Raw genomic sequence first — 24199 nt, 5'->3', positions numbered from 1 at the left:
GGCCGTGCGCGGGGTTGGCCAGAAAGGCGTCTGCGCCGTGGCGAGACCGGCGTGCCCGCCGCGCAGGGCGGCGACCTTTCGCGCGGACGAGGAACCCCGGATGCGGGTGCCGGCCCGGGACCACTGGATCGCCTGCCACCACCCGCGCACCTCGGGAACGTCACTACAGCCGGGCCGCGGCCTCCAGTGGCTCGGACGAACGGAGGAAGCGCAGGTCCTCCATGACCAGGGCGACATCGGTGGCGCCGCCGCGGCGGAGGGCCGCGGCCAGCGCGTCCAGGTCGGACCAGCGGGACGGGCGGAGGTGGACGCGGTAGCCGTCTCCGGCGGGGTCCAGGGTGAGGGCTTCGCCGATGGCGAGCCTGCTCTCCGGGAGGTGGGCCGCGATCGCTCCGGCGGCTCGTTCCAGGGCGGTGACCGAGGTGACCCCGGCGGCGATGGGCAGGGTCGTGTCCGGGCTGGTGACGTGCTCGTGCAGGTTACGCAGGCGGGCGGCGGCGGTCGTACGGGCGGGGTGGTCCTTGGGCAGGCGATCGGCCAGGAGCCTCGCAGCGCGGGCGACGTGACCCAGCGGCGGTACGGACGGACGATCGCCGAGCAGGGCGATCAGTGCCTCCAGGGCGTCCTCGGCGCCGGAGGCGAGAGTGACCCACTGCTCGGTGGTGAGCGGGGTGAGCCTCGGGTGGCGTTCCGTCCAGCACGCGACCGCCCGGTCCAGGTCGGGGCCCGTACACCAGAGGTCGGCGGGGTCGTCGGGCATGAGCAGCTCGACGACTTCGACGGCCTCGTCGGTGGTGGTGAGCGACTCCAGGGAGAGCGCGGCGATGCGCAGTTCGATCTCGGTCAGGTCGAGTTCGCGGGCGCGGGCGGCGTCGTCCTTGCGGAAGGCGGCGACGCGGCCCCGCGCCCAGCCGTCCGGCCAGGAGAGCGTGCGGGCCGAGGTGGACAGCAGGATCAGGCACTGGGCCGGTGACAGGCCGGTGGCCTCGGCGAACGCCCGTACGGTCGCCTCCCGGTCCACGGGCGGCGGGCCGTTCTCGGAGATCAGGTCGAGCGCCCGTCGGAGCCGGTCCGGGTCGCCCCAGCCTCGGCAGGTCCGCAGCTCGACGGCGCGGTTGCGGGTGAACAGGAGCGGGTCGGGGCCGTCCGGGGTGTAGAGGAGCGCCGTGACCGCGTACCCGTGCCCCACCTGCTCGTAGTCGGCGACGGCGGCGGCCGCGATGGGGCCGTGGCCCGAGCGGATCTGCCCGAGGTCGTACTCCGGGCGCAGCCGGGCGACGTGCCAGGTGCCGTCGGTACGGAGGAGTTCGGGGACGGCGGCCAGTTCCAGAAGCTGCGCGCGCCCGCCGCCGTTGCTCCATGCGGCCTCCAGGACGGCGGCGCCGAGGCGGCCCAGCGTGTTCTCGACCCCCTTGACGGCGGGGGCGTGGAAGATCGCGATCTTCTTATCATACGGGATGTCGACGGCGGCACGGGTGAAGTGGACGATCCTCTCGTACGCGGACTCGGGCCCCGGATCGTCCGGCTCGGGGGACTTCTCGGACGGGACGGTGGGTGCCGCGGAGGCGGGCGCCGGGCGCCGCAGGTGGGGCGGCGGGGTCAGCGCCAGACGTTCCAGCAGGGCGAACGCGCGCTCGCGGCACTCGACGGCCGTCCACACCAGGAACGTGACGCCCTTCCAGAGCGACTCGTCGGCGATCTCCGGCAGGAGCGGGCGGAGCCGTCCCGCCAGCTCGTCGCGGGCGGCGTCCTTCTCCGAGTAACCGCTCTCGGGGTCCAGCACCCGCATGAGGCCGGCGGCGAGCGCGGCGTCCGCGACGTCGATCAGGGCCTGCGCCTTCTTCTCGTCGACGGCGCGCAGCGCCCTGGATCCTTCGAGGTCGCGCGGCCGCATCGCCGACCACCGGCCGGGAGGCGCGACCAGGTGGGTCCCGGACGCGTAGCGGTGGTGCTCGACCGTGCTGATGTTCTCGGCGCCGTTGTGCTCGGGCACCCTGCCCCAGCCGCGGACGTAGCGGCCGATGGTCCGCCCGGCCGGGTCCCGCAGCTCGATGATCCGCCCCTGGCCGCGCCACACGGTGGCCTCGGCGCCACCGGGGAAGGCGACCCGTTCGCCGTCGGCCGGTACGACGCGGCGGGCGGCGGGGTGCGCGCTGCCGTGCGGGCAGTGCGGGCCGCCGTGGTCCAGTACGGTCACCCGGCCGTTCACGGCGATCAGGCAGCGGTCGTAGAGGTCGCGCGCCTCGGTCCGTTCGTGGGACCGGCTGGAGACGGACTCGTACGTGCCGAAGCCGTGGGACGGGCCGACTCCATCCGGTGTGACGACGGAGGCGCGGAACTTGTGCTCCCAGAGCCGGCCGGACTCGATCAGGAGCAGGTCGGTGCCACTCTCTTCCAGGTAGTCGGTGATGGTGTTGACGTGGCCGGGGACGAAGGCGGGCAACTCCAGCTCGTCGAGGACACCGCCGCTCAGCGTAGTGGCGAGGGCGCGGGCCGGGTCCGTCCCGGTCGCGATCGTCCGGACGCTGTCGAGGAGGAGGCCGGGGACTCCGGCGATGGTGAACCGCTCGGCGTCGCACAGGGCGGCGTGCGCGTCCGGGAGCCCTTGGATGGGGACCCGCTCGGCATGCTCGGCCAGGATGGCGGCGACAATCTGCGCCGTTCCCGGTGTCGCGGTCAGGGCCCGTACGGTCTCGGGGGCGGTCTGCTTCGGGACGGCGGGCTCGGTGACGTTGAGCTGGTTGGTCACGTTGCCCACGATCGCGTCGCGCAGCAGCGGAGCCCAGTCCGGGTCGGCGGCAACGGCGGCCAGGTCGGTGCCCGCTCCGGACGCGAGCCGGTCGTACAGCTTGAACGTGTGCAGCAGCCGGGGCCGCGCGAGCGGGACGCCGCGGTCCAGGAGGAGATCGAGGAGCGGGAGGTCGGCGGCGGTCTCCTCCCAGCGGTTGACCTCGTCCTCGTCCACTCCCAGCACCGCCTCGTGGTCGTCGCAGGTGAGGCCCTCCGCGCGCAGCCGCGTACCGGCGTCGTGCAGGAGGTCGCCGAGACCGGCGACGGGGAGTGCGAGCCCCGCGTACAGTTTCAGGAAGCGGCCGAGCCAGTTCTTCGCCACCGCCCCAGCCAGCCCGGGGGACGTGGTGAACGGGGCGGTCAGGCCCGCGCCCGCGAGGTTGCCGAGGAGGAGCGACACTGCCGCGCTCTTCGCCTTGGGGGTGTCCTTGGCGGGCAGCGGCAGGATGTCGAGGAGCGCGCGGCCGATGCCCGCGTCCGCCCGTGCCATCGGGCCGAGCAACGGAAGGACGAACTTCCAGAGGGCCTGCGGTGCCGACTCCATGCAGCCGCTCTTCAGCAGGGCCCGTACGGCGCGTTCGTCCTCGGGCCCGCCGAGCGCGTGCCCGGCGGCCTTCGCCAGCGCCGCCCAGCCGTCGGCCAGGGCCAGCGCGCCGTCCGCGCCGTCCGGGGCTTCCTCGCACCACTCGGTGAGCAGGCTGCGGTGCCAGCGGTACGCGCCGGGGGCGGGATGGCGGGCGGCGAGCCGCTTGCCGTGCATTTTGAGCGTGGCCGTTCCGGCGGCGTCCGGTCCCGCGGTGAGGTGCGCCGCGACGAGCGCGGCCTCGTCGACCGGCAGCGCGTGCGCGTCCTCGGCGGCGCGGGCCCTCTCGAAGAAGGCGGCGGCGAAGCGGGCGCTGCCCGCGGCGGCCAGGATCCGCGCGCACTCCTCGTAGAACGGCGGCAGCAGCTCGGGTGCGTACGTCTCCAGGTCGTCGCCGGTACGGGTGAGCGCGGTGCGCGCGAGGCCGGGCTTGCGGGCGGCCAGGGCGCGGGCGGCCCGCAGGTCGGTGTGCGCGGCCAGGATGCGGGCACGGTGCGCCGGGTACCGGCGCAGGGCGGAGGCGAGGAAGCCGAGCGGGCCCGCGTGCACGGTGCCGACGCCGGTCTCCGCCACCGGGTCCAGGTCGTACAGCGACTTCTCGGCCTTGTCCCCGTCGACGGCCGCGCGCCGGACGAGTTCGACGACCGGCTCGTCCAGGACGGAGTGCTCGTAGCGGACGGCGACGCACGTGTCCTCGTCGGAGCCGGCGGGCGTGCCCGGTAGCACCGCCCCGGCGCGCAGCAGCACGTCGCGCGTCGGGCCGGTGATGCAGGAGGGCACCACGGTGCCGGGCTCGCCTTGGTGGGTGTCGCAGTAGTGGGAGTACGCCTTGGCTGCCTCCACCACCGGCTCCGTCTCGTCCACGGTGCGGTCCGCGTACAGAGCCATGAGAATGCGGACGCCCTCGGACCAGGCGATGTCGCCGATCTCCCGGCCGCCCGCGGTGAAGCTCAGCCACGCCAGGTAGGCCGGGCTCATCGGCCCGCTCCAGTGCAGGTCGATCTCGATGCCGAGCGGCTCGGGCGCGTGCACGGTGAACCGCGCCCTGTCCCCTTTGATGCGCCCGCCCAGCTCGTGCACGCGGCGCTCGAACGCGGCGCCGCTCTCGTACCGGGCGTCCATGTATCCGAAGGTGTCGACCACGCCGAACGTACGGTCCATGCTCGCGGGACGCGTCCACACCTCGCGGCGTACCTGCTCAACAACCTGCGTGAGGTTCCGTCCCCGCCAGATGGGCAGCTCGTCGCCGAGCAGCAGCGGGTGCGGGATCGCGAAGGCGTCCGCGCCCGTCCACGCGCCCTCGCGCAGGAGCGCGCAGCGGCCGAGGTCGGGCGCGCCGTCGACGATCGGGGCGATGACCAGGTCGGCGAGCGTCTCGCGCCACACCGGGTCGTCCCACACGGCCGCGAACACCACGGCCGGGATGGGCAGCGACCGCACCATCCAGGACTCGACCTGGTCGTGCACCGCCCGCGCGTGCTCGCCGAGCCGGTCACGGAGGGCGGTGAGCCGTACCGCGGTCGGATCCTTCCTGACGTTGGCGGGCACCTTGGCCAGCACGCGGCCCGCGGCCGTCCGGCAGGCGAGCACCGGCCGCCGCGTCCCTTCGACGGTGAGCTCGTGGCCCGTCGCGATCCCGATCCATCCCATGGCACGCCATTCTTGATCATCCCTAGGACATTCGGCGGGAAACGGATGATTTGCCCGCAGTGACGGGGGCAGCCGGTAGGGCGTGGGAAATCTTTGTCATCGCGGGCGCCGGCGCGCTGCTCGCGGCGGCCCTCCCCGGCGTTCGGCCGGAGTACAGCGGACATGCACCGCGTGATGGCGCGGTCTGGTCCTCAGGCGGTTCAGATCATCCTGTCCGATCGCGAGCGTGATCAGCTCACGCAGTCGGCGGCGGCTCCTCGAAACTGGCCTGGCGGGCGCGGTTGGTACTGTGAAGATCGGGCCGTTGTGCAAGCTGGATGTCAGCACATGCAGCCAGAACTTGGCGCCCTCGCCACCGTCGCCGGCCCGCAACCCGAGGATGTCGCGTTCGCCGTCGGCGGTGACCGCCAGGGCGATGTGGCTGGGCCCGTTGGCGACCTGGCCCACAACCCGTGCCTGTCGAGGGTGACCGATCAGCCCGCCATCGCGCATCGCCCGGCCGATGCCTCAGCGGACCCGGTGAACGTTCGTGGCCACCCCATCAGGTGGTCTCGTGCCGGTGGCTGGTGATGGGCAGGCGGCGGTCCCGGCCGAAGTGCTTCGAGGTGATCTTGGGGCCGGGCGGGTACTGGCGCCGCTTGTGCTCGGCCGGGTCCACCAGGCTGACGACGTGCGCCACCAGGTCGGGGTCGTGGCCGGCGGCGACCAGCTCGGCCGAGCCCAGGTCCTTCTCGACGTGGTCGTCCAGCAGCCGGTCCAGCACCTCGTACGGTGGCAGCGAGTCGGTGTCGCACTGGCCGGGGCGGAGCTCGGCGCTGGGCTCCTTGGTGATGGAGTTCGCCGGGATGGGCCGGGCGACGTCCATGCGGAACCAGCCGTCGGTGTGGGCGTTGCGCCAGCGCGACAGCTCCCGGACCATGGTCTTGGGCACGTCCTTGATCGGCGCGAAGCCGCCCGCCGAGTCGCCGTAGAGGGTGGAGTAGCCGGTGGCCAGCTCGCTCTTGTTCCCGGTGGTGAGCACCAGGTGCCCGTGCGCGTTGGAGAGCCCCATCAGCACCGTGCCGCGCACCCGGGCCTGGATGTTCTCCGCCGCCGTCCCGGTGAGCTCGATCTCCTTCTCGAAGGCGGTGACGATGCCGTCGATCGGCACCAGGAGCGAGTTGACGCCCTGGCGGCGCACCAGTTCCTCGGCGTCGGTGACGGAGTGCTCGGAGGAGTGGCGGGAGGGCATCATCACGACGTGGACCCGCTCGGGGCCGATGGCGTCGGAGGCGATGGTGGCGGTCAGGGCCGAGTCGATGCCTCCCGAAAGGGCCAGGATGACCGACTCGAAGCCGTTCTTGGCCACGTAGTCGCGCACGCCCAGCACCAGCGCCGCATAGACCTCGGCCATATCGTCCAGCCGCGGCGCGATCGAGGGCGTGACGGGCGCGTCGATCGTCACGGGCTCGCCGGAGAGCACGAACCGGTCCACGGTGATCGTCGAGCCGTCGCCCGCGTCGTGGGCCGTCCTGCCCGGCTCCCGGTCGGCGACCGGCAGGTCGAGGTCCACCAGCAGCAACTCCTCGCGGAACTGCCCGGCCCGCGCGACGAGCTCGCCGTCGGCGCCGACCACGATCGAGCCGCCGTCGAAGACCAGCTCGTCCTGCCCGCCCACCTGGTTGACGTAGGCCAGCGCGCAGCCCGCCTCCCGCGCCCGCCGGGCCACGAGCTCCAGCCGGACGTCGGCCTTCTCCCGCTCGTACGGCGAGGCGTTCGGCACGACCAGCAGCCCGGCGCCCGCCTTGCCGACCACCGCCACGGGCCCGCCGTCCTGCCACAGGTCCTCGCAGACCGCGATGGCCACGTCGACGCCGTGCAGCCTGAAGACGGGCAGCCGGTCGCCGGGGACGAAGTAGCGGAACTCGTCGAAGACCCCGTAGTTCTGCAGGTGGTGCTTGGCCGTACGGGTGACGACCCTGCCCCGGTGGAGCAGGGCCACGGCGTCGAGCGGCGCGCCCTCGGGCCGGCCGGCGCGCGGTGCGAGGCCGGCCCGGTCCATGGAGCCGACGACCACGGGGAGCTCGCCGAGCCCCTCCCCGGCCAGCCGGGCGGCCACCTGCTCCAGCGTGGCGATCGAGGCGTCCACGAAGGAGGAGCGCAGTGCCAGGTCTTCCACGGGATAGCCGGTGAGGAACATCTCGGTGAACAGAACCAGGTGCGCGCCGCCGGCGGCGGCCTGGCGCGTCCAGTCCAGCAGCTTGGCGGAGTTGGCCGCCAGGTCGCCGACGACCGGGTTGGTCTGTGCCAAGGCAATGCGCAGGTGTGCCACGTGAATCAGCGTAGTACGGCCCGATCGTCGTCGCCCTGACGATAGTGACCCGCCCCGGCGGCGCCGGAGGGCTCCGGCCCCCGCCGCCGGCCGGGCCGCCCGGACGTGGTCTGTGTGGGGTGTGGGGCTGTGATGATCGGGTTCGGTTAGGGTCAGGGGTATGGTTTGACGCCTGCCCGCGAGCCGGGCACCTCCCTGGCTCCTTCGTCCGCCCATCACCTGAAGGCCCTGACGAAGGAGATCTCTCGCATGAACACGTCGACTCCCTTCGACGTCCCCGACGCGTTCGCCGCGTCCTACGGCGCGAACGGCGCCGAGGCGCGCGCCTGGCTCGCCGGGCTGCCCCGGCTCGGCGCCGGATTCCTGGAGCGCTGGGAGTTGCGGCCCGACGGCCCCGTCGCGCACGGCATGGCCTCGCTCGTCCTGCCCGTACGCCGGGCCGACGGCACGCCCGCCGTGCTCAAGCTCCAGCAGCCCCGCGAGGAGACCGCAGGCGTCGTGACCGGCCTGCTGGCGTGGCGGGGCGAGGGCATCGTGCGCCTGCTCGACCACGACGAGGAGAGCGGCACCCAGTTGCTGGAACGGCTCGACGCCTCCCGGCCCCTGTCCTCGGTGGCGGACGACCACGCCGCCGTGCTGATCCTGGCCGAGCTGATGGCGCGGTTGACCTCGGTTGCCGCGCCCGAGGGCGTGCGGCCGCTGTCCGGCGTCGCCGCCGCCATGCTCGACCAGGCCCCGTCGGCGGTGCCGGCGCTGCGCGATCCCGCCGAGCGGCGGCTGGTGCTCACCTGCGCGTCCGCCGTCGCCGAGCTGGTGGGCGAGCCAGGCGACCGCCTGCTGCACTGGGACCTGCACGACGACAACGTCCTCGCCGGTGAACGGGAACCGTGGCTGGCCATCGACCCCGAGCCGCTGGCCGGCGACCCCGGGTTCGAGCTGCTGCCGGCACTGGACGACCGGTGGGACGCGGTGACGGCGTCGGGCGACGTCTCGGGCACGGTGCTCCGCCGGTTCGACGTGCTGACCGAGGTCGTCGGCCTGGACCGGCAGCGGGCGACGGGCTGGACGCTCGGCCGCGTCCTGCAGAACGCGCTGTGGGACATCGAGGACGGCAGGACCGCCCTCGAACCGGCCCAGGTCACCATCGCCACGACCCTGCTGAGCCGTTCGGCCCGGCACCCGTAGCCGCGGGCGATCTCGGGACCTGGTCCGCCCGGCGATCCCTTCGCGCGGTGACGGGTGTCCCGGTGACGGCGTGGCCGTCGCCGGGACGGACGGGCGGGTCAGCCGGTGAGCTGGGCCTCCAGGCGGTAGCCGTCGACCGTGACGTACACCTGGTCGCCCGGGCGGGCGTTGAGGCGCATCAGGACCGGCTGGAGCGAGTCGAAGACCGGCTGGTGCCCCTGCCAGACCAGCACGATGGCGTTGTCGCCGGGGCCCGTCACCGACAGGAGGGTGCCGGGACGCATGCCGAGCTGCGCGGCGTACCCCTCGGGCACGGGGACCGGGCCGCCGCGCAGGTGCTCGGGCGTCACCTCGATGCGCTGCCAGCGGCGCGGGTCCGACGACGGGCCGGGGATCGGCGGGCGCGGCGTGGCCGGGGCGCCGGCCAGCGCCGGTGAACGCCCGCCCGACAGCGCCGAGAGTGTGGCGAGCGCCGCCGACGGGTCGATGGAGCCGGCCGCCGCGGCGGGGATCGGCTGGCCGCCGCGGTGGTGGTGGCCGTTGGCTCCGGGGGTGCGCCGGGGGAGCGGCTGCGCCGGGGACGGCGCGGAGGGCGCCGGGGCGTTGGCCGGGGCCTCCGCCGGCAGGGCGTCGAGCCACGCCTGGGCGGAGTGGGCCCGGATGCCCAGCTCGGTCATGAGCTCCACCACGTCCGTGTCGCCCGCGCGGGAGGCCAGGAGCTGCCGCGTACGGGCCTGCAGGCGCTGGATGTCGCCGACGACCAGCCAGCCGTCCTGCAGACGGCGGTCGGGCATGAGCGTGACGAGGACCCGCCACAGTGGGGTGCGCAGCGAGGGCACCATCACCGGGTGGGCCGGGTCGGCGCCGATCAGCTGCTCCTGGGTGGCGGCGGCGCCGAGCCATTCGGTCAGCCGGAACATGTGGCCGGTCACCGGTGCCGACTCCGACGAGCGCAGCCACTGCAGGACGCGTTCCTCCGCCGTGCGCTGCGCCTGGGAGAGCGCGTCGCGGTCGACGAGCATCTTGTGCGCGAGGGTGCGCAGGCTGACCGGGTCCTCGGCGAACAGCCGGTGCACGGCGACGGCGAGTTCGAGCTTGTCCAGGGCGCGGAAGAGGCCGTCCACCACCCGGACCATCGCGTGGTCGGTGTCGGAGGGCGCGGAGCCCCCCGAGCCGGGGACAGGGGCGGGGTGCTCGCCCCCGGGAAGGGAGGCGGGCTGGGGGGCCGAGCCGGGGACGGCAGGGATCCCCCCGGGAGCCGCCCCCGCAGGGCGACCGGGAAGCGGTTGACCGGGGGCCGCGCCGTTGGCGCCGGGGCCGCCCACGCCGGGCTGCGGGCCCGTCTGGGGGCCGCCCGGGAAGGGGCCGGGGTGGGCCGCGCCGCCGGGCGCGGTCAGAGGGCTCGGCGGGGGGCCGCTCGGCCGCTGCGGCAGGCCGCCGGGCTGCGCCGGGAACGAGCCGGTCTGGCGCTGCCCGCCGCCGCTCTCGTCCGGGGCCGGAAAGGAACCCGTGTTGCCCGGCTGCGAGGCAGGGCCTCCGGGCTGGACGGCCGGGAAGGAACCTGTGCCGCCCGGCTGCACGGCCGGGCCTCCCGGTTGCGGGGCCGGGAAGGGGCCTGTGCCTCCCGGTTGCACGGCGGGGAAGGAACCTGTGCCCCCCGGCTGTGCCGGGGGGAACGAGCCGGTCTGTCGTTGCTCCGGGCCCGCGGGGGCCGCCGGAAAGGGGCCGCTCTGCTGGGAGGCGGGCGAGGGGCCGTCCTGCGCGGCGGTGGGAAAGGTGCCGCCGGGGTGCGGGCCGGTGCTCTGAGGGGTCTGCGGGGACGCGCCGGGCGGGACGGCCGGGAAGCCGCCGGTCTGCCGCTGGGACTCGCCCTCGGCCTCCCGCTGCCCGGGTACGGTGCCGCGCTGCAAGGGGCGGGTGACCTCCGGATGCGCGGCCTGCGCGGTCGTCCGGGGCCCCGTACGGGACGCCTCCAACCGGCCCAGCACCTCGCGGAAGACCGCGCCCATCACCACGTCGGGTGTCGCCGACGGCGTGGCCAGGTCGGCGGGGGTCAGGCGGCGCAGCCGGCGCCAGCCGCCCAGCCCGGCGACCGCCGTGCGGGTGGCGTCGGGCCAGCCGGGCAGCGCCGGATCGACGTGGTGGACGGTCAGCGCCGGAAGCAGGTCGGCCAGCGGGATGTGGTCCCAGCGGGCGGCGGCCAGCCGGGCGAGCCGTTCGCAGATCCAGTCGAGCCCGATCGTGCCGAGCGCTCGCTGGAGGGCCACCGACGACCACCAGGCGGCCGGCAGCCGCGGGTCGCCCAGGGACTCCGCGATCTGCTGGGGTCTACTCCAGCGCAGGGCAGGGACCAGGTCGCTCAGGCAGATCGATGACTCGACGTCCATCGGCGGACCTTATCCTCCCCAGAGTGAGCCGCGTTACTAGGCGATACGCATGTGGTCAATGGTGCGGCCTATGCGGCAAGCTATCAATCGGCGTGAATAGGGTAAAGACGGTTCACTTCCAAACCGTACCGTGGCCGACCGCCCACGAGGGCCACACACGCGGCTCCCGCCCGGCAACCGGCCCGCAGGGCGGCCTCCTCGCCGGCGCCGTCGAGAGACGCGGTGAGGTATCCCGCCGCGAAGGCGTCACCCGCTCCCGTGGTGTCCACGACCTCGGTGCGGACCCCCTCCACGGTAGCCACGACCCGGCCTCCGGTGGCCGCCAGCGCGCCCTGGGGTCCCAGCTTGACCACCGCCGCGCCGTACCTGTCGCCGAGGATCTCGGCGGCGCGCTCGGGCGTCGGCGCGCCGGTGAGCAGGAGTGCCTCGTCGAGGTTGGGGATGATCAGGTCGGCGGCGGCCGTCTCGGCCAGGAAGCGCTCGACGCCGAACTCCCGCAGTGGTCCGGTGGAGGCCGGATCGACGCTGACCCGCACCCCCGCGGCGACCGCCTGCGCGATGGCGAGCCGGGCCAGGCGCAGCCCTGGCTCGGCGAACATCGTGTACGCCGACAGGTGCAGCCGCCCGACGCCGCCGAGCAGGGAGGCGTCCCAGTCGTCAGGGGAGATCCGGCCGCCGGCGCCGCGGTTGGTGAGCATGGTGCGCTCGCCCGTCGCGTCCACCATGGCGATGACCACGGCCGTCGGGCGGTCGGGGTCCACGGTGAGGTGGGGGCGCACCCCGGTGCCGGCCAGCTCGCCGAGGTGCCACTCGCCGGTGTCGCGCCCGACCCGGGCCAGCAGGCGGACGTCGCCGCCCAGATGGGCGGCCCAGGCGGCGGTGTTCGCGCCGGAGCCGCCGGGACGCAGGACGATCTCGGCCGCCGTGTCGGTGCCGGGCGCGAGCGGGGTCCCGTGCAGGGCCACCACGTCGGTGACGACGTCGCCGACGACCAGCAGTCCGGATGCGGCGGGCGGGCCCGCGTGGGTCACGGGCGCGACCAGGCGAGCGCGATCCGGGCGGCGAGCGCGGTGTTGCCGCGCACGGCCGCCAAATTGGCCTCCAGGGAGGCGCCGCCGGTGCCGCGCACGAGGTAGCCCAGCAGGAACGGCGTGATCGCCTGGCCCGTGACGCCGTCGCGGTCGGCCGCGGCCAGCGCCTCCGCCAGCACCCGGTCGTGCAGGGCCGGGTCGAGCTGCAGCTCGGCCGGAACCGGGTTGGCGACGATCAGCGCGGTCTCCTGGCCACCGAGCGCGTCCTGGCCGCGCATGATCGCCGCGGCCTGCTCGGGCGTCTCGATCCGCCAGTCGACCGGCTCGCCGGAGGAGTGCAGGTAGAAGCCGGGGAAGGTGTCGGTGCGGTAGCCCGCCACGGTGACGCCGCGGGTCTCCAGGCGCTGCAGCGTCGCCCGGACGTCGAGGATCGACTTCACGCCCGCGCACACCACGGTGATCCGCGTCCGGGCCAGCGTGTCGAGGTCGGCCGACTCGTCCTGCTCCTCGGTCCAGCCGCGGTGCACGCCGCCGAGCCCGCCCGTGGCGAAGATCCGGATGCCCGCCCGAGCGGCCAGGAACGACGTGGCCGACACGGTCGTCGCGCCGCTCGCCTTCAGCGCGGCGGCCACGGGCAGGTCGCGCTGCCCGAGCTTGCGCAGGCCGGGCTCGGTCGCGATGCGCTCCAGCTCGGCCTCGTCCAGGCCGACGCGGGCCACGCCGTCGAGCACCGCGATCGTGGCCGGCACGGCGCCCGCCTCCCGGACGATCCCCTCCAGCTCCCGGGCGACCTCCAGGTTGCGCGGCTGCGGCAGCCCGTGGGAGATGATCGTGGACTCCAGCGCCACGACGGGCGCGCCGGCGGCGAGCGCCTCGGCCACCTCGTCGGACGGCTGGAGCAGGGGCGTGGTGGTGCTGTGCATGTGGTTCTGATGCTCCTCGTACGTCTCTGGGTCCGGCGGTGAAGCGCACGTCAGTGTATTTCACCTGGTTCGCTCGGCTGCCGGGGCGTACGTCCTGGATCAGGGCAGGAGCGCGACGCCGGCCAGCGAGACGACGGCGAGCAGGCCCGTCGAGATGCCGCCCAGCAGCAGCACGCGCCCGCCCCGGGCCAGCTTGCGGGCGTCGATGCCGGTGCCCAGGGCGAACAGCGCGGCGGCCATGAGCACGGTGGTGACGTCCGGGAGGAACGCCGTCACCGGGGACGGCACGAGGCCGAGGCTGCGCAGGGCGACCGCCACCAGGAAGCCCGCCACGAACAGCGGCAGCACCGGCGGGCGCCCCCGGGAACCACCGGCGGGGGAGGACGGGACGCCCCCGGGTGCGCCGGCGCCGCCCCCGGAGACCGGCGACGGCGTGGACGCCGGTGCGGGTGCTGCCGTGGTGAGGGCGACGATGGGCGCGAGCAGCAGGACGCGGCCGAGCTTCACGGTGATCGCGGTGGCCAGCACGCCCGAGGCCGACCCGATCGCCGCCACCTGGGCCACCTCGTGCACCGCCGCCCCCGCCCACACCCCGAGCTGGGCCGGGGACAGCCCCAGCCAGGACGCCACCAGTGGCACGGCCACGATGGCGGCGCTCCCGTACAGGACCACCACGCCGAGCGCCGCCGCGGCGTCGTCGTCCGTGGTGACGGGCCGCCCGCCGGGACCGGGGGAGGGGGTGGCGTCGTCCGTGGCGACGGGACGTCCGGGGGCGCGGGTGGCGTCGTGCATGGCGGCGATGGCGGCGGCGCCGCAGATGGACACCCCGGTGGCGACGAGCAGCGACGTGCCGGGCGGTAACCCGAGGCGCCGGCCGATCAGCGGCGTCAGCGCGAACGTCAGCCCGGTGGCCGTCACCACGACCGCCACCGTCGGCCAGCCCAGCGCCAGCACCTGCGGCACCGCGATCTGCAGGCCGAGCAGCACGATCGCGGTCCGCAGCACCCGGCGGGCCACGAACGCCAGCCCGGGACGCAGCCGGGGACCGGCGCCGCCCAGGTTCGCCAGGAGCGCCCCCGCCGCCACCGCCACCACGGCAGGGCTGAGCGCGGGGACGAGACGGTTGACGACCAGGGCGAACGCCACCGCGAGCGCGGTCGTGGCCAGGCCGGGCAGGAGCATGCCCCCAGTCTTCGCGGCGCCGGGAGGGGCCGGTAGCCACCGGTTGCCTGTGAGGTCATAGCCTGGGGCTATGAGCCCGCTGCCCGACCTCGTCTCCCTCCAGCTCCTGGTCGACGTGGGCGAGCTGGGCAGCCTCGGCCAGGCCGCCCGGGCGGCCGGCATCGCGCAGCCCTCCGCCAGCAAGCGCATCGCGCTGCTGGAGCGCCGCCTCGGACTGCCGCTGCTGGAACGCACGCCGCGCGGCTCCACCCTCACCGCCGAGGGCAAGATGGTGGCGGGCTGGGCGGCGCAGGTCCTCGCCGCCGCCCACGAGCTGACGCGCGCCGCCGAGGCCGTCCGGCACCGCGGCGCCGCGCACCTGCGGGTGGCGGCCAGCATGACGGTGGCGGAGTACCTGGTGCCGCGCTGGCTGGGCGAACTGCAGCACCGCGAGCCCGGCGTCCAGGTGGGACTGGACGTGGTCAACTCCGCGGACGTGGCAGCCCGGGTGCTGGCGGGGGAGGTGGAGCTGGGGTTCGTGGAGGGGCCGAGCGTGCCCGACGGGCTGGCCCGCCGCGTCGTGGGCACGGACCGGCTGGTGGTGGTCGTGGCGCCCGGCCACGCGTGGGCGCGCCGCCGTACGGCGCTGCGGGGCGCCGAGCTGGCCGCCACCCCGCTGGTCGTCCGCGAGCCCGGCTCGGGCACCAGGGTGACCTTGGACGTGGCGTTCGCGGGGCTGCGGCAGGCCCGCCCGCGACTGGAGCTCGGGTCCAACTCGGCCGTCAAGGGGGCGGCCCAGGCGGGCGTGGCGCCCGCGGTGCTCAGCGGGTACGCCGTCGAGGCCGAGCTGGCCACCGGGCGGCTGGTGGAGGTGCCGCTGGCCGGGGTGGACCTGGCCAGGAGCCTGCGCGCGGTGTGGCGGCGCGGCCGCCCCCTCACCGGCCCGGCCGCCACCCTGCTCGCCATCGCCACCCCGGCCTGACCGCCCCCCGCTCCCGCTGACCGGCCCCGCCCTCGCTGACCGGCCCGCTGACCGGCCCGGTCGCCGGGTCCCCTCGCGTGCCCGTAAGGTGCCGCTATGAGCGGGTATGACGTCGTCGTCGCCGGGGGCGGGCACAACGGGCTCGTCGCCGCCGCCTACCTGGCGCGCGCCGGCCGGAAGGTCCTCGTCCTGGAACGGCTCGGCCACGCCGGTGGCCTGGCCATCTCCACCCGCGCCTTCCCGGGCGTGGACGTACGGCTGTCGCGCTACTCCTACCTCGTCAGCCTCCTCCCGACGAAGATCGCCCAGGACCTGGGCCTCGGCCTGGAGCTGCGCCGCCGCCGCTACGCCTCCTACACGCCCAAGGGCCGCACCGGCCTGCTCGTCGACAACGGCGACGCGACGCGGACGGCGGCCTCGTTCCGCGAGGTCACCGGGGCGGAGACCGACCACCAGGCGTGGCAGGACTTCTACGACCTGGTCGGGCGGGTGGCCCGGGCGCTGGCGCCGACGCTGCTGGAGCCGCTGCGCCCCGCCCGCGACATCGAGCGCCTGGTCGGGCCGGAGGCGTGGCGCGACCTGTTCCGGCGGCCCATCGGCGAGGTGGTGGACGAGCGGTTCGGCGACGACACGGTGCGCGGGGTGGTGCTGACCGACGCGCTGATCGGCACGTTCGCCGACCCGGCCACCGACCTGCTGGCCAACCGGTGCTTCCTCTACCACGTCATCGGCGACGGCACCGGCGAGTGGAACGTCCCCGTGGGCGGCATGGGCGCCGTCTCCGGCGCGATCGAGGCGGCGGCCAGGCGGGCCGGGGCGGAGATCGTGACCGGCGCCGAGATCGTCGGCATCGCTCCGTCCGGCGAGGTGACCTTCCGCACGTCGGGGCGGCCCGGCGCAGGGGAGCACACCGTCACGGGCGGGCACGTGCTGGCCAACCTGCCGCCCGCCGTACTCGACCGGCTGCTCGGCCGTCCCGCAACGGCGCCGGAGGGCGCGCAGCTCAAGGTCAACATGGTGCTGTCGCGGCTGCCCCGCCTGAAGGACCCGGCCGTGGACCCGAGAGCGGCCTTCAGCGGCACGTTCCACATCAACGAGGGCCGCGACCAGCTCGCCCGCGCCTACGAGCAGGCGGCCCGCGGCCTGATCCCCGACCTGCCGCCCGCGGAGGTCTACTGCCACTCACTGACCGACCCGTCCATCCTGGGCCCCGACCTGCGCGGCCGGGCGGAGACGATGACGCTGTTCGGCCTGCACATGCCCGCCCGGCTGTTCCGCGCCGATCCGGAGCGGGCGCGGGCCGAGGCGCTGCGCGCCACGTTCGCCTCGATCGACCAGGTGCTGGCCGAACCCCTCGAGGACTGCGTGCTGCGCGCCCCCGACGGCACGCCCTGCGTCGAGGCCAAGACCCCGGTCGACCTGGAGACGGAGGCCGGCCTGCCCGGCGGCCACATCTTCCACCGCGACCTCGCCTGGCCGTACGCCGACGAGGGCGGCTGGGGCGTCGAGACCGAGCACGAGCGGATCCTGCTGTGCGGCGCCGGCGCCCGCAGAGGCGGCGGCGTCAGCGGCATCCCCGGCCACAACGCCGCCATGGCGCTGCTGTCGCGCAGCCGACGGCCGTGACGACTCATCGGGCTCTCATCTTGAGGGCCTACCTTGTGCAGCATGAGTGAAGTGGCACGCCTGCTGGTGGTGGACGACGAGCCCGCGCTGCGCGAGGCGCTGCAGTCGAGCCTGGAGTTCGAGGGCTACCGGGTCGTCACCGCCAACGACGGGCAGGCCGCGCTCGACGAGCTGGCCCGCGAGCCGTACGACGTCGTGCTGCTCGACGTGATGATGCCCCGGCTCGACGGGCTGACCGCCTGCCGTCGGCTGCGCGCCTCGGCCAACCACGTGCCCGTCCTCATGCTGACGGCCCGCGACGCGGTGGGCGACCGGGTCTCCGGTCTCGACGCGGGCGCCGACGACTACCTGGTCAAGCCGTTCGAGCTGGACGAGCTGCTGGCCCGGGTGCGCGCCCTGCTGCGGCGCAGCGCCCTGCGGGACACGCCCGCGGACGACGCCCTGACCTACGGCGAGCTGCGCATGGACCCGGCCACCCGCGAGGTCACGCGCGGCGAGCGGGTGCTCGACCTGACCCGCACCGAGTACCTGCTGATGGAGCTGTTCCTGACGCACCCGCGCCAGGTGCTGACGCGCGAGCAGATCCTCGGCGAGGTGTGGGGGTTCGACTTCGAGCCGGCGTCCAATTCGCTGGACGTGTACGTGATGTACCTGCGGCGCAAGACCGAGGCCGGCGGGGAGCCCCGGGTGATCCACACCGTGCGCGGGGTCGGATACGTGCTGCGGGCGGCGCCGTGAGACGGGGCAGCCTGCGCTCGCGGCTGACGCTGCTGGTGTCGGTGGCCGTGGCACTGGCCGTGGCGATCAGCTCCGGCGCCTGCTACATGATCGTCCGCCAGCAGATGTACGACCAGATGAGCCGCGACCTGCGGCCCGACCCGGGTGACTCGCCGTACCAGCGGAAGAAGGACCTCGAGTACGTCGGCTCCCACTGCACGACCGACGAGCGGATCGCCGGCGACTTCCAGCCACCGGAGATCAACCAGCTCGTCTTCAGCGACGGCCGCCCCACCTGCCACCTGGGCCCGCCCATCGTCGTCAGGGGCGAGGACCGGCGCATCGCGGCGTACGGCGGCGACCACGTCTACACCGGCGCGACCACCGACGGCACCCCGGTGCTCGTCTACGTCGAAGGGGTCGGGCCCGGCATGGCCCGGATGAAGGCGCGACGGCTCGACAAGCTCCAGGACACCCTCAACATGGTCGCCCTGCTGCTGGGCGCGGTCGCCGCCCTCGGCGTGCTCGGCGCGGCCCTGGCCGGGCGGGCCGTCTCACACACCGCGCTGGCGCCGGTCGGCCGGCTCACCCGGGCCGTCGAGCACATCGCGCAGACCGAGGACCTCACCATCCGCATCCCGCTCGCCGGCACGGACGAGATCGCCCGCCTCAGCTCGTCGTTCAACGCCATGACCGCCGCCCTGGCCGGCTCGCGCGAACGCCAGCAGCAGCTCGTCGCCGACGCCGGCCACGAGCTGCGCACCCCCCTGACCACCCTGCGCACCAACATCGACCTGCTGCTGCGCAGCGAGCAGACCGGCCGCAGCCTCGACCCGGCCGCCAAGCAGCGCCTGCTGGTCAACGTGAAGGCGCAGTTCGCCGAGCTGTCCACGCTGGTCGGCGACCTGCTGCAGCTCGCCCGCGGCGACACCGACCACGAGCCGCACGTCGAGCTGGCGCTGCACGACGTCGTCCGGGCCGCCGTCGACCGGGCCCGGCTGCGCGGCGCCGAGGTCGCCACCGACCTCGACCCCTGGTACGTCGTCGGCGGCGCCGCCTCCCTGGAACGCGCCGTGCTCAACCTCATCGACAACGCCGCCAAGTTCGGCCCCGGCCAGGTCGACGTGGCCCTGCACGGCGGCGTGCTGACCGTGCGCGACCAGGGGCCCGGCATCCCCGAGGAGGAGCTGCCGCACGTCTTCGACCGCTTCTGGCGCTCCTCGACGGCGCGCGGCCTGCCCGGCTCGGGGCTCGGGCTGGCGATCGTGGCGCAGGCCGTGACCGAGTCCGGGGGAGAGGTGCGCCTGGCCAACGCGCAGGGCGGCGGTATCGTCGCTACGATCACATTGCCGGGCAAATCTCATCCTGCCCTCAGAAACGAGTAAGTCCACTTAAATCCTGAACCCCTGAACTATGGGGCATGGAGACAACAGTGAAGACGCGCCTGGTCGAGGTGGTCGTCCCCGTCCACAACGAGCAGCAGGCGCTGCGGGAGAGCGTCACCCGGCTGCACGACTACCTCGCCGGCACGTTCCCGTACGGCTTCCGCATCACGATCGCGGACAACGCCAGCTCCGACGGCACCTGGCCCCTGGCCAGAGGGCTCGCCGCGGAGCTGCCGCACGTACGGGCCGTCCACCTCGACGCCAAGGGCCGGGGCAGGGCGTTGCGGCACGTCTGGGCGGCCAGCGAGGCGGACGTCGTCAGCTACATGGACGTCGACCTGTCCACCGACCTCGACGCGTTCCTGCCGCTGGTCGCGCCCCTGCTGTCGGGTCACAGCGACCTGGCGATCGGCACCCGGCTGGCCAGGACGTCGCGGGTGGTGCGCGGGCCCAAGCGGGAGTTCATCTCCCGCTCCTACAACCTGTTGCTCCGCTCGCTGATGGGGGCGCGCTTCTCCGACGCCCAGTGCGGGTTCAAGGCCGTGCGCACAGAGGTCGCCCAGGCCCTGCTGCCCGCGGTGGAGGACGAGCAGTGGTTCTTCGACACCGAGCTGCTGCTGCTCGCCGAAGGCGCCGGGCTGCGCATCCACGAGGTGCCCGTCGACTGGGTGGACGACCCCGACAGCCGCGTCGACATCGTCCAGACCGCCCTGGACGACCTGCGCGGCATGGCCAGGGTCGCCCGCAGGACGCTGTGGGGAGCGGTCCGCCTGCCCGTGCCCTCCCGGGTGCGGGAGGCGCGGCTGCCGCGCGGCATGGCCAGGCAGCTCCCCAGGTTCGCCGTCGTGGGGGTGGTCAGCACCGTGGCCTACCTGGCGCTGTTCTCGCTGCTGCGGCAGGCGCTGCCCGCCCTGACGGCCAACGCGGTGGCGCTGCTCGTCACGGCCGTGGCCAACACCGCCGCCAACCGCCGCTTCACCTTCGGCGTGACCGGCTCGGCCCGGGCCCTGCGGCACCAGTTCGAGGGGCTGATCGCCTTCCTCGTCGGGCTGGCTCTCACCACCGGCGTGCTGGCCGTGCTGCCCACCGGCGTCTCCCACGGGGTGGAGCTCGTCGCGGTCGTCGCCGCCAACGCCCTGGCCACCCTGGTGCGCTTCCTGCTGCTGCGCGTGTGGGTCTTCAACCCCAACCGGAGGCAGGGCCGATGACCGCCACGCTCACCACGCCGGCGCACCGCCGCGCCCCGCTGGCCGGCCGGGTCCTGCTCGGCTCCGGCGACGCCCCCCGCTGGTCGCGTCCCGCACTGTGGGGCGTGCTCGCCGCCGCGTTCGCCCTGTACGCCTGGGCGCTCAGCGGCGACGCCAACGCCTACTACGCCGCCGCCGTCCGGTCCGGCACCACGAGCTGGAAGGCGTTCTTCTTCGGCGCGCTCGACGCGGGCTCGTTCATCACGGTCGACAAGCCGCCGCTGGCGCTGTGGGTGATGGGCCTGTCGGCGCGGATCTTCGGCTACGGCACGTACAGCATGCTGCTCCCGCAGGCGGTCGCGGGCGCGGCCACCGTCGCGCTGGTCCACTCGGCGGTCCGGCGCGGTCTCGGCACCGGCCGGCACGCGCACGTCGCGGCGCTGGTGGCGGCCGTCGTCATGACCCTGACGCCCATCACCGTGGCGATCAACCGGGACAACAACCCCGACACGCTCCTCGTCCTGCTGCTCGTGGCGGCCGGTTGGTGCTGCCTGGAGGCGCTGCGCGCCGGCCGGCCCCGCCTGCTGCTGCTGTGCGCGCTCCTCGTCGGGCTGGCGTTCAACACCAAGATGCTCCAGGCGTACCTGGCGGTGCCCGCCCTCGCGTCGGCGTACCTGGTGTGCGCGCGGACGACGCTCGCCAGGCGGCTGGGCCACCTGCTGGCCGCCGGGGCGGTGCTGGTCGCGGCCAGTGCCTGGTGGATGGCGATCGTGGACCTGTGGCCGGCGGACTCCCGGCCGTACATCGGCGGCTCCACGGACAACTCCGTATGGGACCTGGTCATCGGCTACAACGGCCTCGGGCGGATCTTCGGCCAGGGCGGCGGGTCCGGCGGCTTCGGCGGCGGCGCCTCCTTCGGCGGCGCCTCGGGGGCCGGGCGGCTGTTCAACGACACCATGGCGGGCCAGATCTCCTGGCTGCTGCCGTTCTGCGCGCTGGCGTCGGCCCTCGCGGCGGTGGCGGCCTGGTCGCGGTGGCGCGCCCGCCGGGAGCCCGCGACGCCCGTCTCGTCCGTCCTGCGCCAACCGGGCGCGCCGTGGCTGCTGTGGGGGGTCTGGCTGGCCGTCCACTTCGCGGTCTTCAGCTTCTCCAGCGGCACGTTCCACCCCTACTACACGACGGCGATGGCCCCGGCCGTCGCGGCGCTCACCGGGATGGGCGCGGTCCTCATGTGGCGGGCCCACCGGCACTCCCGCGCCTGGTGGTGGGTGCTGCCGCTGGCGGTCGCGGTCACCGGCGGCTGGTCGTTCACGGTGCTGCGCCGTACCCCCGACTGGGTGCCGTGGCTGGCCTGGACGGTCCTCGCGGCGACCGTGCTGGCCTCGGCGGGGCTCGTCCTGGCCCGGCTGGGCAGGGGCACCATGACCAGGCTGGCCGTGAGCGTGCTGCCGGCGGTGCTGGTCGCGGGACTCGCCGGGCCGGCCGCGTACGCGGTGACGCCGCTGCAGTCGCCGGTCAACGGCACGAACCCGATCGCGGGCCCGGCCGTGAACTCGGCCCCGGGCGGCGGCTTCGGCCCCGGCGGCTCCGGCATGCGGGGCACGCCTCCCCGCGAGGCGCCCCCCGGAACGAGGCAGCCTGACCAGCCGGGACAGGGCGAGGCGGGCCGGCCGGGCCGGATGGCCGGCGGGTTCGGCGGCGAGACCGACAGCGCGCTGGTCGCGTACCTGGAGGCGAACCAGGGGACGGCCGAATGGCTCGCCGCCGTCGCCAGCGCCCAGCAGGCGGCCGGCATCATCCTGGCCACCGGCAAGCCGGTCATCGCCATGGGCGGCTTCACCGGCCGCGACCCCGCCATGACCGTTGCCCGCCTGCAGAGCCTGGTCGCCTCCGGACGCCTGCGTCACGTGCTGACGGGCGGCGGCGGTCCCGGCCGGGGCGACAGCGAGGTCACCACCTGGGTCCAGCGGAACTGCGCGGCCGTGACCGGTCAGGACGGCCTCTACGACTGCTCGGCCGCCGGGTGACGTCCTTCGCCCCGAACGTCCCCCCGTGGGCGGATAAGCTTGGCCGGTGCGGAGTACGACCCGAGCCGAGCAGGCCGACCAGCGCCGGGCAGAGCTGCTCGAGGCCACGCGCAAGGTGGTGCTCGAACGCGGCCTGGCCAACACCCGGATCGCCGACATCGCCAAGTCCATCAACGTCAGCGGCGGGCTGATCCACTACCACTTCGCCACCAAGGACGAGCTGATCACCGCGATGCTCAGGGCCACGCTCGACATCGAGAGCGCCAGGCTCGACGAGCTGGCCGCCGGCCCCGGCACCGCGGTGGAGCGCCTGGACCGGGTGTTGCAGTACTACATCCCGGATTCCAGGTCCGACCAGAGCTGGCTGCTGTGGATCGACGCCTGGAACACCGCGCTGCGCGAGCCGGCCGTCAACGGCATCATGCTGGAGCTGGAGACTGCCTGGCTGGACGCGCTGGCCAGGGTGCTGGCCGACGGCACGCGGACGGGTGAGTTCGCCTGCGACGACCCGGCGGGGGCGGCCGAGCGCATCGACGCCATGCTCGACGGGCTGGTGATCCGCTACACCCTGCACCCCACGGTGCTCAGCCGCTCCCGCCTCCTCGACCACGCGCGCACCGCGGCGGCCAGGGAGGCGGGCATCTCGCCCGAGGCCCTCGGCTGAACGCCGGTCGGCCCTCGGGCGGTCCGCCGTCAGGCGGGCAGGGCCGCCAGGAGGAAGGCGAGGCGGGCGGCGGCGGCCTCCACGTCGTCGGTCGTGCCGAGCCGGTAGCCCCACGAGGTGACGAAACTGCCGTCCTCGGAGCAGGTGACGCTCTCCGCGAGCGTGGCCGAGAAGCGGTTGCGCACCGACACGTACGCCGGGTCGCTCGCCAGAGCCAGGCTCTGGATCGTCAGGTCGGCGTGACGACCGGCACACCACGCGAACCGCTCCAGGCTGAGCGCGGTATCAAGCATCATGCGTCACCTCCGCAACGTCCTCGCGACAGAATTGCACGATCTTGTGGAGGCGGGCAAGCAATTGCGCGGATTAAGAGGCGGATTGTTTGCGGTAATCGTCAAGAATGCCGAGGATGACGTCCCGGCCGGCCCCGTCGAACACCGCCGCCTTGGCGTAGTCGTCGAAGGCGCGGGTGTAGAAGGCGATGTCGTCGGGATCGCGCAGGACCAGGTCCTTGGTCATGGTGGCGACGCCGACCATGGCCTCGTTGTAGATCCAGAAGCCGTTGATGGGCGCCGACGGCAGCTCGGCGGAGAAGGGGATGACGCCGAACTCGACGTTCGGCAGGGTGCTGACGGCGATCAGCCGGTCGAGCTGGCCGCGCATGACGTCGACCGGGGCGAGCCGGGTGCGCAACGCCGACTCCGGCAGCACGAACCTGAACGTCCGGCTCCGGTCGTAGAGGATCTCCTGCCGCTGCATCCGGACCCGCACGGCCGCGTCGATCTGCTCGGGGGCGCTGTAGAGGCGCCTGACCTTGCGGAAGACGTGGCGGGAGTACTCGGCGGTCTGCAGCAGCCCGACCACGATGTTCGGCTCGAAGACCCGGAACAGCCGGGTGCGCGCCTCCAGGTCGCGGATGTCCTCCTGGAGTGCGGCCAGGCCGCTGCGGTGGCGCTGCTTCCAGTCGTCGTGCCGTTCGAGCAGCGCGATGGCCTGCCGGATCAGCTCGTCCGTCGTCTCGGGCGAGGCCCGCACGGCCTGCGCCCACACGACGACGTCGTCCTCCGTCGCCGTCTGCCTGGCGTTCTCCAGCCGGGAGACCTTGGAGGGCTGCCAGCGCAGCCGCTCGGCCAGGTCCTTGCCCGACAGGTGGGCGGCCTCGCGCAGCGCGCGGAGCTGGGTGCCGAGATCGACGCGCGCCTGCTGAAAGGACGTCACGCGGCAAGAGGCTAGACCCGCTCACGTTGATCATACCAGTGGCAGTCGCGCAATTGTGATCAAGTAGTGGCGGATGGTGTCGAACCCAAGGTCGGGAAAGCGGTTGCCGGGATGTCGGGCAGCACCCGGCGGGCGATCTCGGTGAGCAGCTCGCGGGGCACCTCGACCGCGGCCTCACCGTCGAGGACGTCCCGCAGGTCGGCCAGGGCATCGGGGTCGGTGAGCCGGAGGCCCTGCACGACGATCGTGCCGCGGTCGGTCTCGTAGAGGGTGGGGCAGGCGCCCGCCTCCGACGTGGAGCCGAGGAACCGCATGCGCATGGACAGTCCTTCCCGAATGAGGTCTGCAATTGCGCGCAATTGTACGTCTCTA

General features: G+C 74.3%; 17 protein-coding genes and 1 pseudogene. 8 read left to right on the top strand and 10 right to left on the bottom strand.

The features are described from left to right. Nucleotides 1-163: 163 nt before the first annotated feature. The 3 genes and pseudogenes from FHU36_RS26685 to FHU36_RS26675 form a co-directional block, all read right to left on the bottom strand. Nucleotides 164-5023, bottom strand: coding sequence for a DUF4132 domain-containing protein (locus FHU36_RS26685; RefSeq protein ID WP_185086561.1), 4860 nt, complete (start codon nucleotides 5021-5023; stop codon nucleotides 164-166). A gap of 300 nt (nucleotides 5024-5323) precedes the next feature. Next, nucleotides 5324-5467: pseudogene (locus FHU36_RS44885) on the bottom strand (transposase); the annotation flags it as partial. A gap of 97 nt (nucleotides 5468-5564) precedes the next feature. Further along, nucleotides 5565-7334, bottom strand: a complete 1770-nt coding sequence (locus FHU36_RS26675) for an NAD+ synthase (protein WP_185086560.1) — start codon at nucleotides 7332-7334, stop codon at nucleotides 5565-5567. 249 nt (nucleotides 7335-7583) lie between these two features. On the opposite strand from FHU36_RS26675, the gene FHU36_RS26670 reads away from it, so the two are divergent. After that, entirely contained in the window at nucleotides 7584-8519 is a 936-nt protein-coding gene (locus FHU36_RS26670; protein WP_185086559.1) for an aminoglycoside phosphotransferase family protein, read from the top strand. A gap of 98 nt (nucleotides 8520-8617) precedes the next feature. Here the strand turns inward: FHU36_RS26670 and FHU36_RS26665 are convergent, their stop codons facing one another. The 4 genes from FHU36_RS26665 to FHU36_RS26650 all read right to left on the bottom strand — a co-directional run bounded on the left by FHU36_RS26665 (nucleotide 8618) and on the right by FHU36_RS26650 (nucleotide 14042). Continuing rightward, the gene (locus tag FHU36_RS26665) at nucleotides 8618-10906 is read right to left on the bottom strand and encodes a hypothetical protein (RefSeq protein WP_185086558.1); all 2289 of its coding nucleotides are present in this window, start codon (nucleotides 10904-10906) and stop codon (nucleotides 8618-8620) included. An 83-nt stretch (nucleotides 10907-10989) separates the two neighbouring features. Next, complete coding sequence (locus FHU36_RS26660) at nucleotides 10990-11937, bottom strand: carbohydrate kinase family protein (protein ID WP_185086557.1); 948 nt, start codon at nucleotides 11935-11937, stop codon at nucleotides 10990-10992. Continuing rightward, nucleotides 11934-12860: a pseudouridine-5'-phosphate glycosidase gene (locus tag FHU36_RS26655; RefSeq protein ID WP_185086556.1), complete on the bottom strand. Its 927-nt coding sequence runs from the start codon at nucleotides 12858-12860 to the stop codon at nucleotides 11934-11936. Before FHU36_RS26655 ends, FHU36_RS26660 begins: the two co-directional genes overlap by 4 nt. Nucleotides 12861-12959: 99 nt before the next feature. Next, nucleotides 12960-14042, bottom strand: a complete 1083-nt coding sequence (locus FHU36_RS26650) for a YeiH family protein (RefSeq protein ID WP_185086555.1) — start codon at nucleotides 14040-14042, stop codon at nucleotides 12960-12962. A 70-nt stretch (nucleotides 14043-14112) separates the two neighbouring features. Between FHU36_RS26650 and FHU36_RS26645 the strand changes: the two genes are divergently transcribed. The 7 genes from FHU36_RS26645 to FHU36_RS26615 all read left to right on the top strand — a co-directional run bounded on the left by FHU36_RS26645 (nucleotide 14113) and on the right by FHU36_RS26615 (nucleotide 22609). Next, nucleotides 14113-15003: a LysR family transcriptional regulator gene (locus FHU36_RS26645; protein WP_185086554.1), complete on the top strand. Its 891-nt coding sequence runs from the start codon at nucleotides 14113-14115 to the stop codon at nucleotides 15001-15003. 96 nt (nucleotides 15004-15099) lie between these two features. Beyond that, entirely contained in the window at nucleotides 15100-16629 is a 1530-nt protein-coding gene (locus FHU36_RS26640) for a phytoene desaturase family protein (RefSeq protein WP_185086553.1), read from the top strand. 42 nt (nucleotides 16630-16671) lie between these two features. Further along, nucleotides 16672-17367 (top strand): response regulator transcription factor, encoded by a 696-nt coding sequence (locus tag FHU36_RS26635; RefSeq protein ID WP_185086552.1) that lies wholly within the window; start codon nucleotides 16672-16674, stop codon nucleotides 17365-17367. Continuing rightward, nucleotides 17364-18731 carry a HAMP domain-containing sensor histidine kinase gene (locus FHU36_RS26630; protein ID WP_312891842.1) on the top strand — a complete coding sequence of 456 codons (1368 nt, stop codon included), beginning with the start codon at nucleotides 17364-17366 and terminating at the stop codon, nucleotides 18729-18731. The genes FHU36_RS26635 and FHU36_RS26630 overlap by 4 nt, the downstream gene beginning before the upstream one ends. 35 nt (nucleotides 18732-18766) lie before the next feature. Next, nucleotides 18767-19939 carry a glycosyltransferase gene (locus tag FHU36_RS26625; protein WP_185086551.1) on the top strand — a complete coding sequence of 391 codons (1173 nt, stop codon included), beginning with the start codon at nucleotides 18767-18769 and terminating at the stop codon, nucleotides 19937-19939. Continuing rightward, nucleotides 19936-21945 carry a mannosyltransferase YkcB-related protein gene (locus FHU36_RS26620; protein ID WP_185086550.1) on the top strand — a complete coding sequence of 670 codons (2010 nt, stop codon included), beginning with the start codon at nucleotides 19936-19938 and terminating at the stop codon, nucleotides 21943-21945. Before FHU36_RS26625 ends, FHU36_RS26620 begins: the two co-directional genes overlap by 4 nt. A gap of 46 nt (nucleotides 21946-21991) precedes the next feature. Continuing rightward, a complete protein-coding gene (locus FHU36_RS26615; RefSeq protein ID WP_185086549.1) occupies nucleotides 21992-22609 on the top strand; it encodes a TetR/AcrR family transcriptional regulator in 618 nt (205 codons plus the stop codon). 29 nt (nucleotides 22610-22638) lie between these two features. Here FHU36_RS26615 and FHU36_RS26610 read toward each other — a convergent pair whose 3' ends face one another. The 3 genes from FHU36_RS26610 to FHU36_RS26600 form a co-directional block, all read right to left on the bottom strand. After that, nucleotides 22639-22905 (bottom strand): hypothetical protein, encoded by a 267-nt coding sequence (locus FHU36_RS26610; RefSeq protein ID WP_185086548.1) that lies wholly within the window; start codon nucleotides 22903-22905, stop codon nucleotides 22639-22641. Between the two features lie 70 nt (nucleotides 22906-22975). Continuing rightward, the gene (locus tag FHU36_RS26605; RefSeq protein ID WP_185086547.1) at nucleotides 22976-23827 is read right to left on the bottom strand and encodes a helix-turn-helix domain-containing protein; all 852 of its coding nucleotides are present in this window, start codon (nucleotides 23825-23827) and stop codon (nucleotides 22976-22978) included. A gap of 59 nt (nucleotides 23828-23886) precedes the next feature. Continuing rightward, the gene (locus tag FHU36_RS26600; protein WP_185086546.1) at nucleotides 23887-24147 is read right to left on the bottom strand and encodes a hypothetical protein; all 261 of its coding nucleotides are present in this window, start codon (nucleotides 24145-24147) and stop codon (nucleotides 23887-23889) included. Nucleotides 24148-24199: the final 52 nt, after the last annotated feature.

It is taken from the genome of Nonomuraea muscovyensis, from assembly GCF_014207745.1.
Lineage (GTDB): Bacteria > Actinomycetota > Actinomycetes > Streptosporangiales > Streptosporangiaceae > Nonomuraea > Nonomuraea muscovyensis.
The sequence above is the reverse complement of the archived record's forward strand: the minus strand, read 5'-3'. Positions and strand labels throughout refer to the sequence as shown.

Bases quoted from the DNA above. Each gene is read 5' to 3' on its own strand.
- FHU36_RS26685 (WP_185086561.1), bottom strand. From the start codon at position 5,023: ATGGGATGGATCGGGATCGCGACGGGCCACGAGCTCACCGTCGAAGGG.
- FHU36_RS26670 (WP_185086559.1), top strand. From the start codon at position 7,584: ATGAACACGTCGACTCCCTTCGACGTCCCCGACGCGTTCGCCGCGTCC.
- FHU36_RS26665 (WP_185086558.1), bottom strand. From the start codon at position 10,906: ATGGACGTCGAGTCATCGATCTGCCTGAGCGACCTGGTCCCTGCCCTG.
- FHU36_RS26655 (WP_185086556.1), bottom strand. From the start codon at position 12,860: ATGCACAGCACCACCACGCCCCTGCTCCAGCCGTCCGACGAGGTGGCC.
- FHU36_RS26650 (WP_185086555.1), bottom strand. From the start codon at position 14,042: ATGCTCCTGCCCGGCCTGGCCACGACCGCGCTCGCGGTGGCGTTCGCC.
- FHU36_RS26645 (WP_185086554.1), top strand. From the start codon at position 14,113: ATGAGCCCGCTGCCCGACCTCGTCTCCCTCCAGCTCCTGGTCGACGTG.
- FHU36_RS26640 (WP_185086553.1), top strand. From the start codon at position 15,100: ATGAGCGGGTATGACGTCGTCGTCGCCGGGGGCGGGCACAACGGGCTC.
- FHU36_RS26635 (WP_185086552.1), top strand. From the start codon at position 16,672: ATGAGTGAAGTGGCACGCCTGCTGGTGGTGGACGACGAGCCCGCGCTG.
- FHU36_RS26625 (WP_185086551.1), top strand. From the start codon at position 18,767: ATGGAGACAACAGTGAAGACGCGCCTGGTCGAGGTGGTCGTCCCCGTC.
- FHU36_RS26620 (WP_185086550.1), top strand. From the start codon at position 19,936: ATGACCGCCACGCTCACCACGCCGGCGCACCGCCGCGCCCCGCTGGCC.
- FHU36_RS26610 (WP_185086548.1), bottom strand. From the start codon at position 22,905: ATGATGCTTGATACCGCGCTCAGCCTGGAGCGGTTCGCGTGGTGTGCC.
- FHU36_RS26600 (WP_185086546.1), bottom strand. From the start codon at position 24,147: ATGCGCATGCGGTTCCTCGGCTCCACGTCGGAGGCGGGCGCCTGCCCC.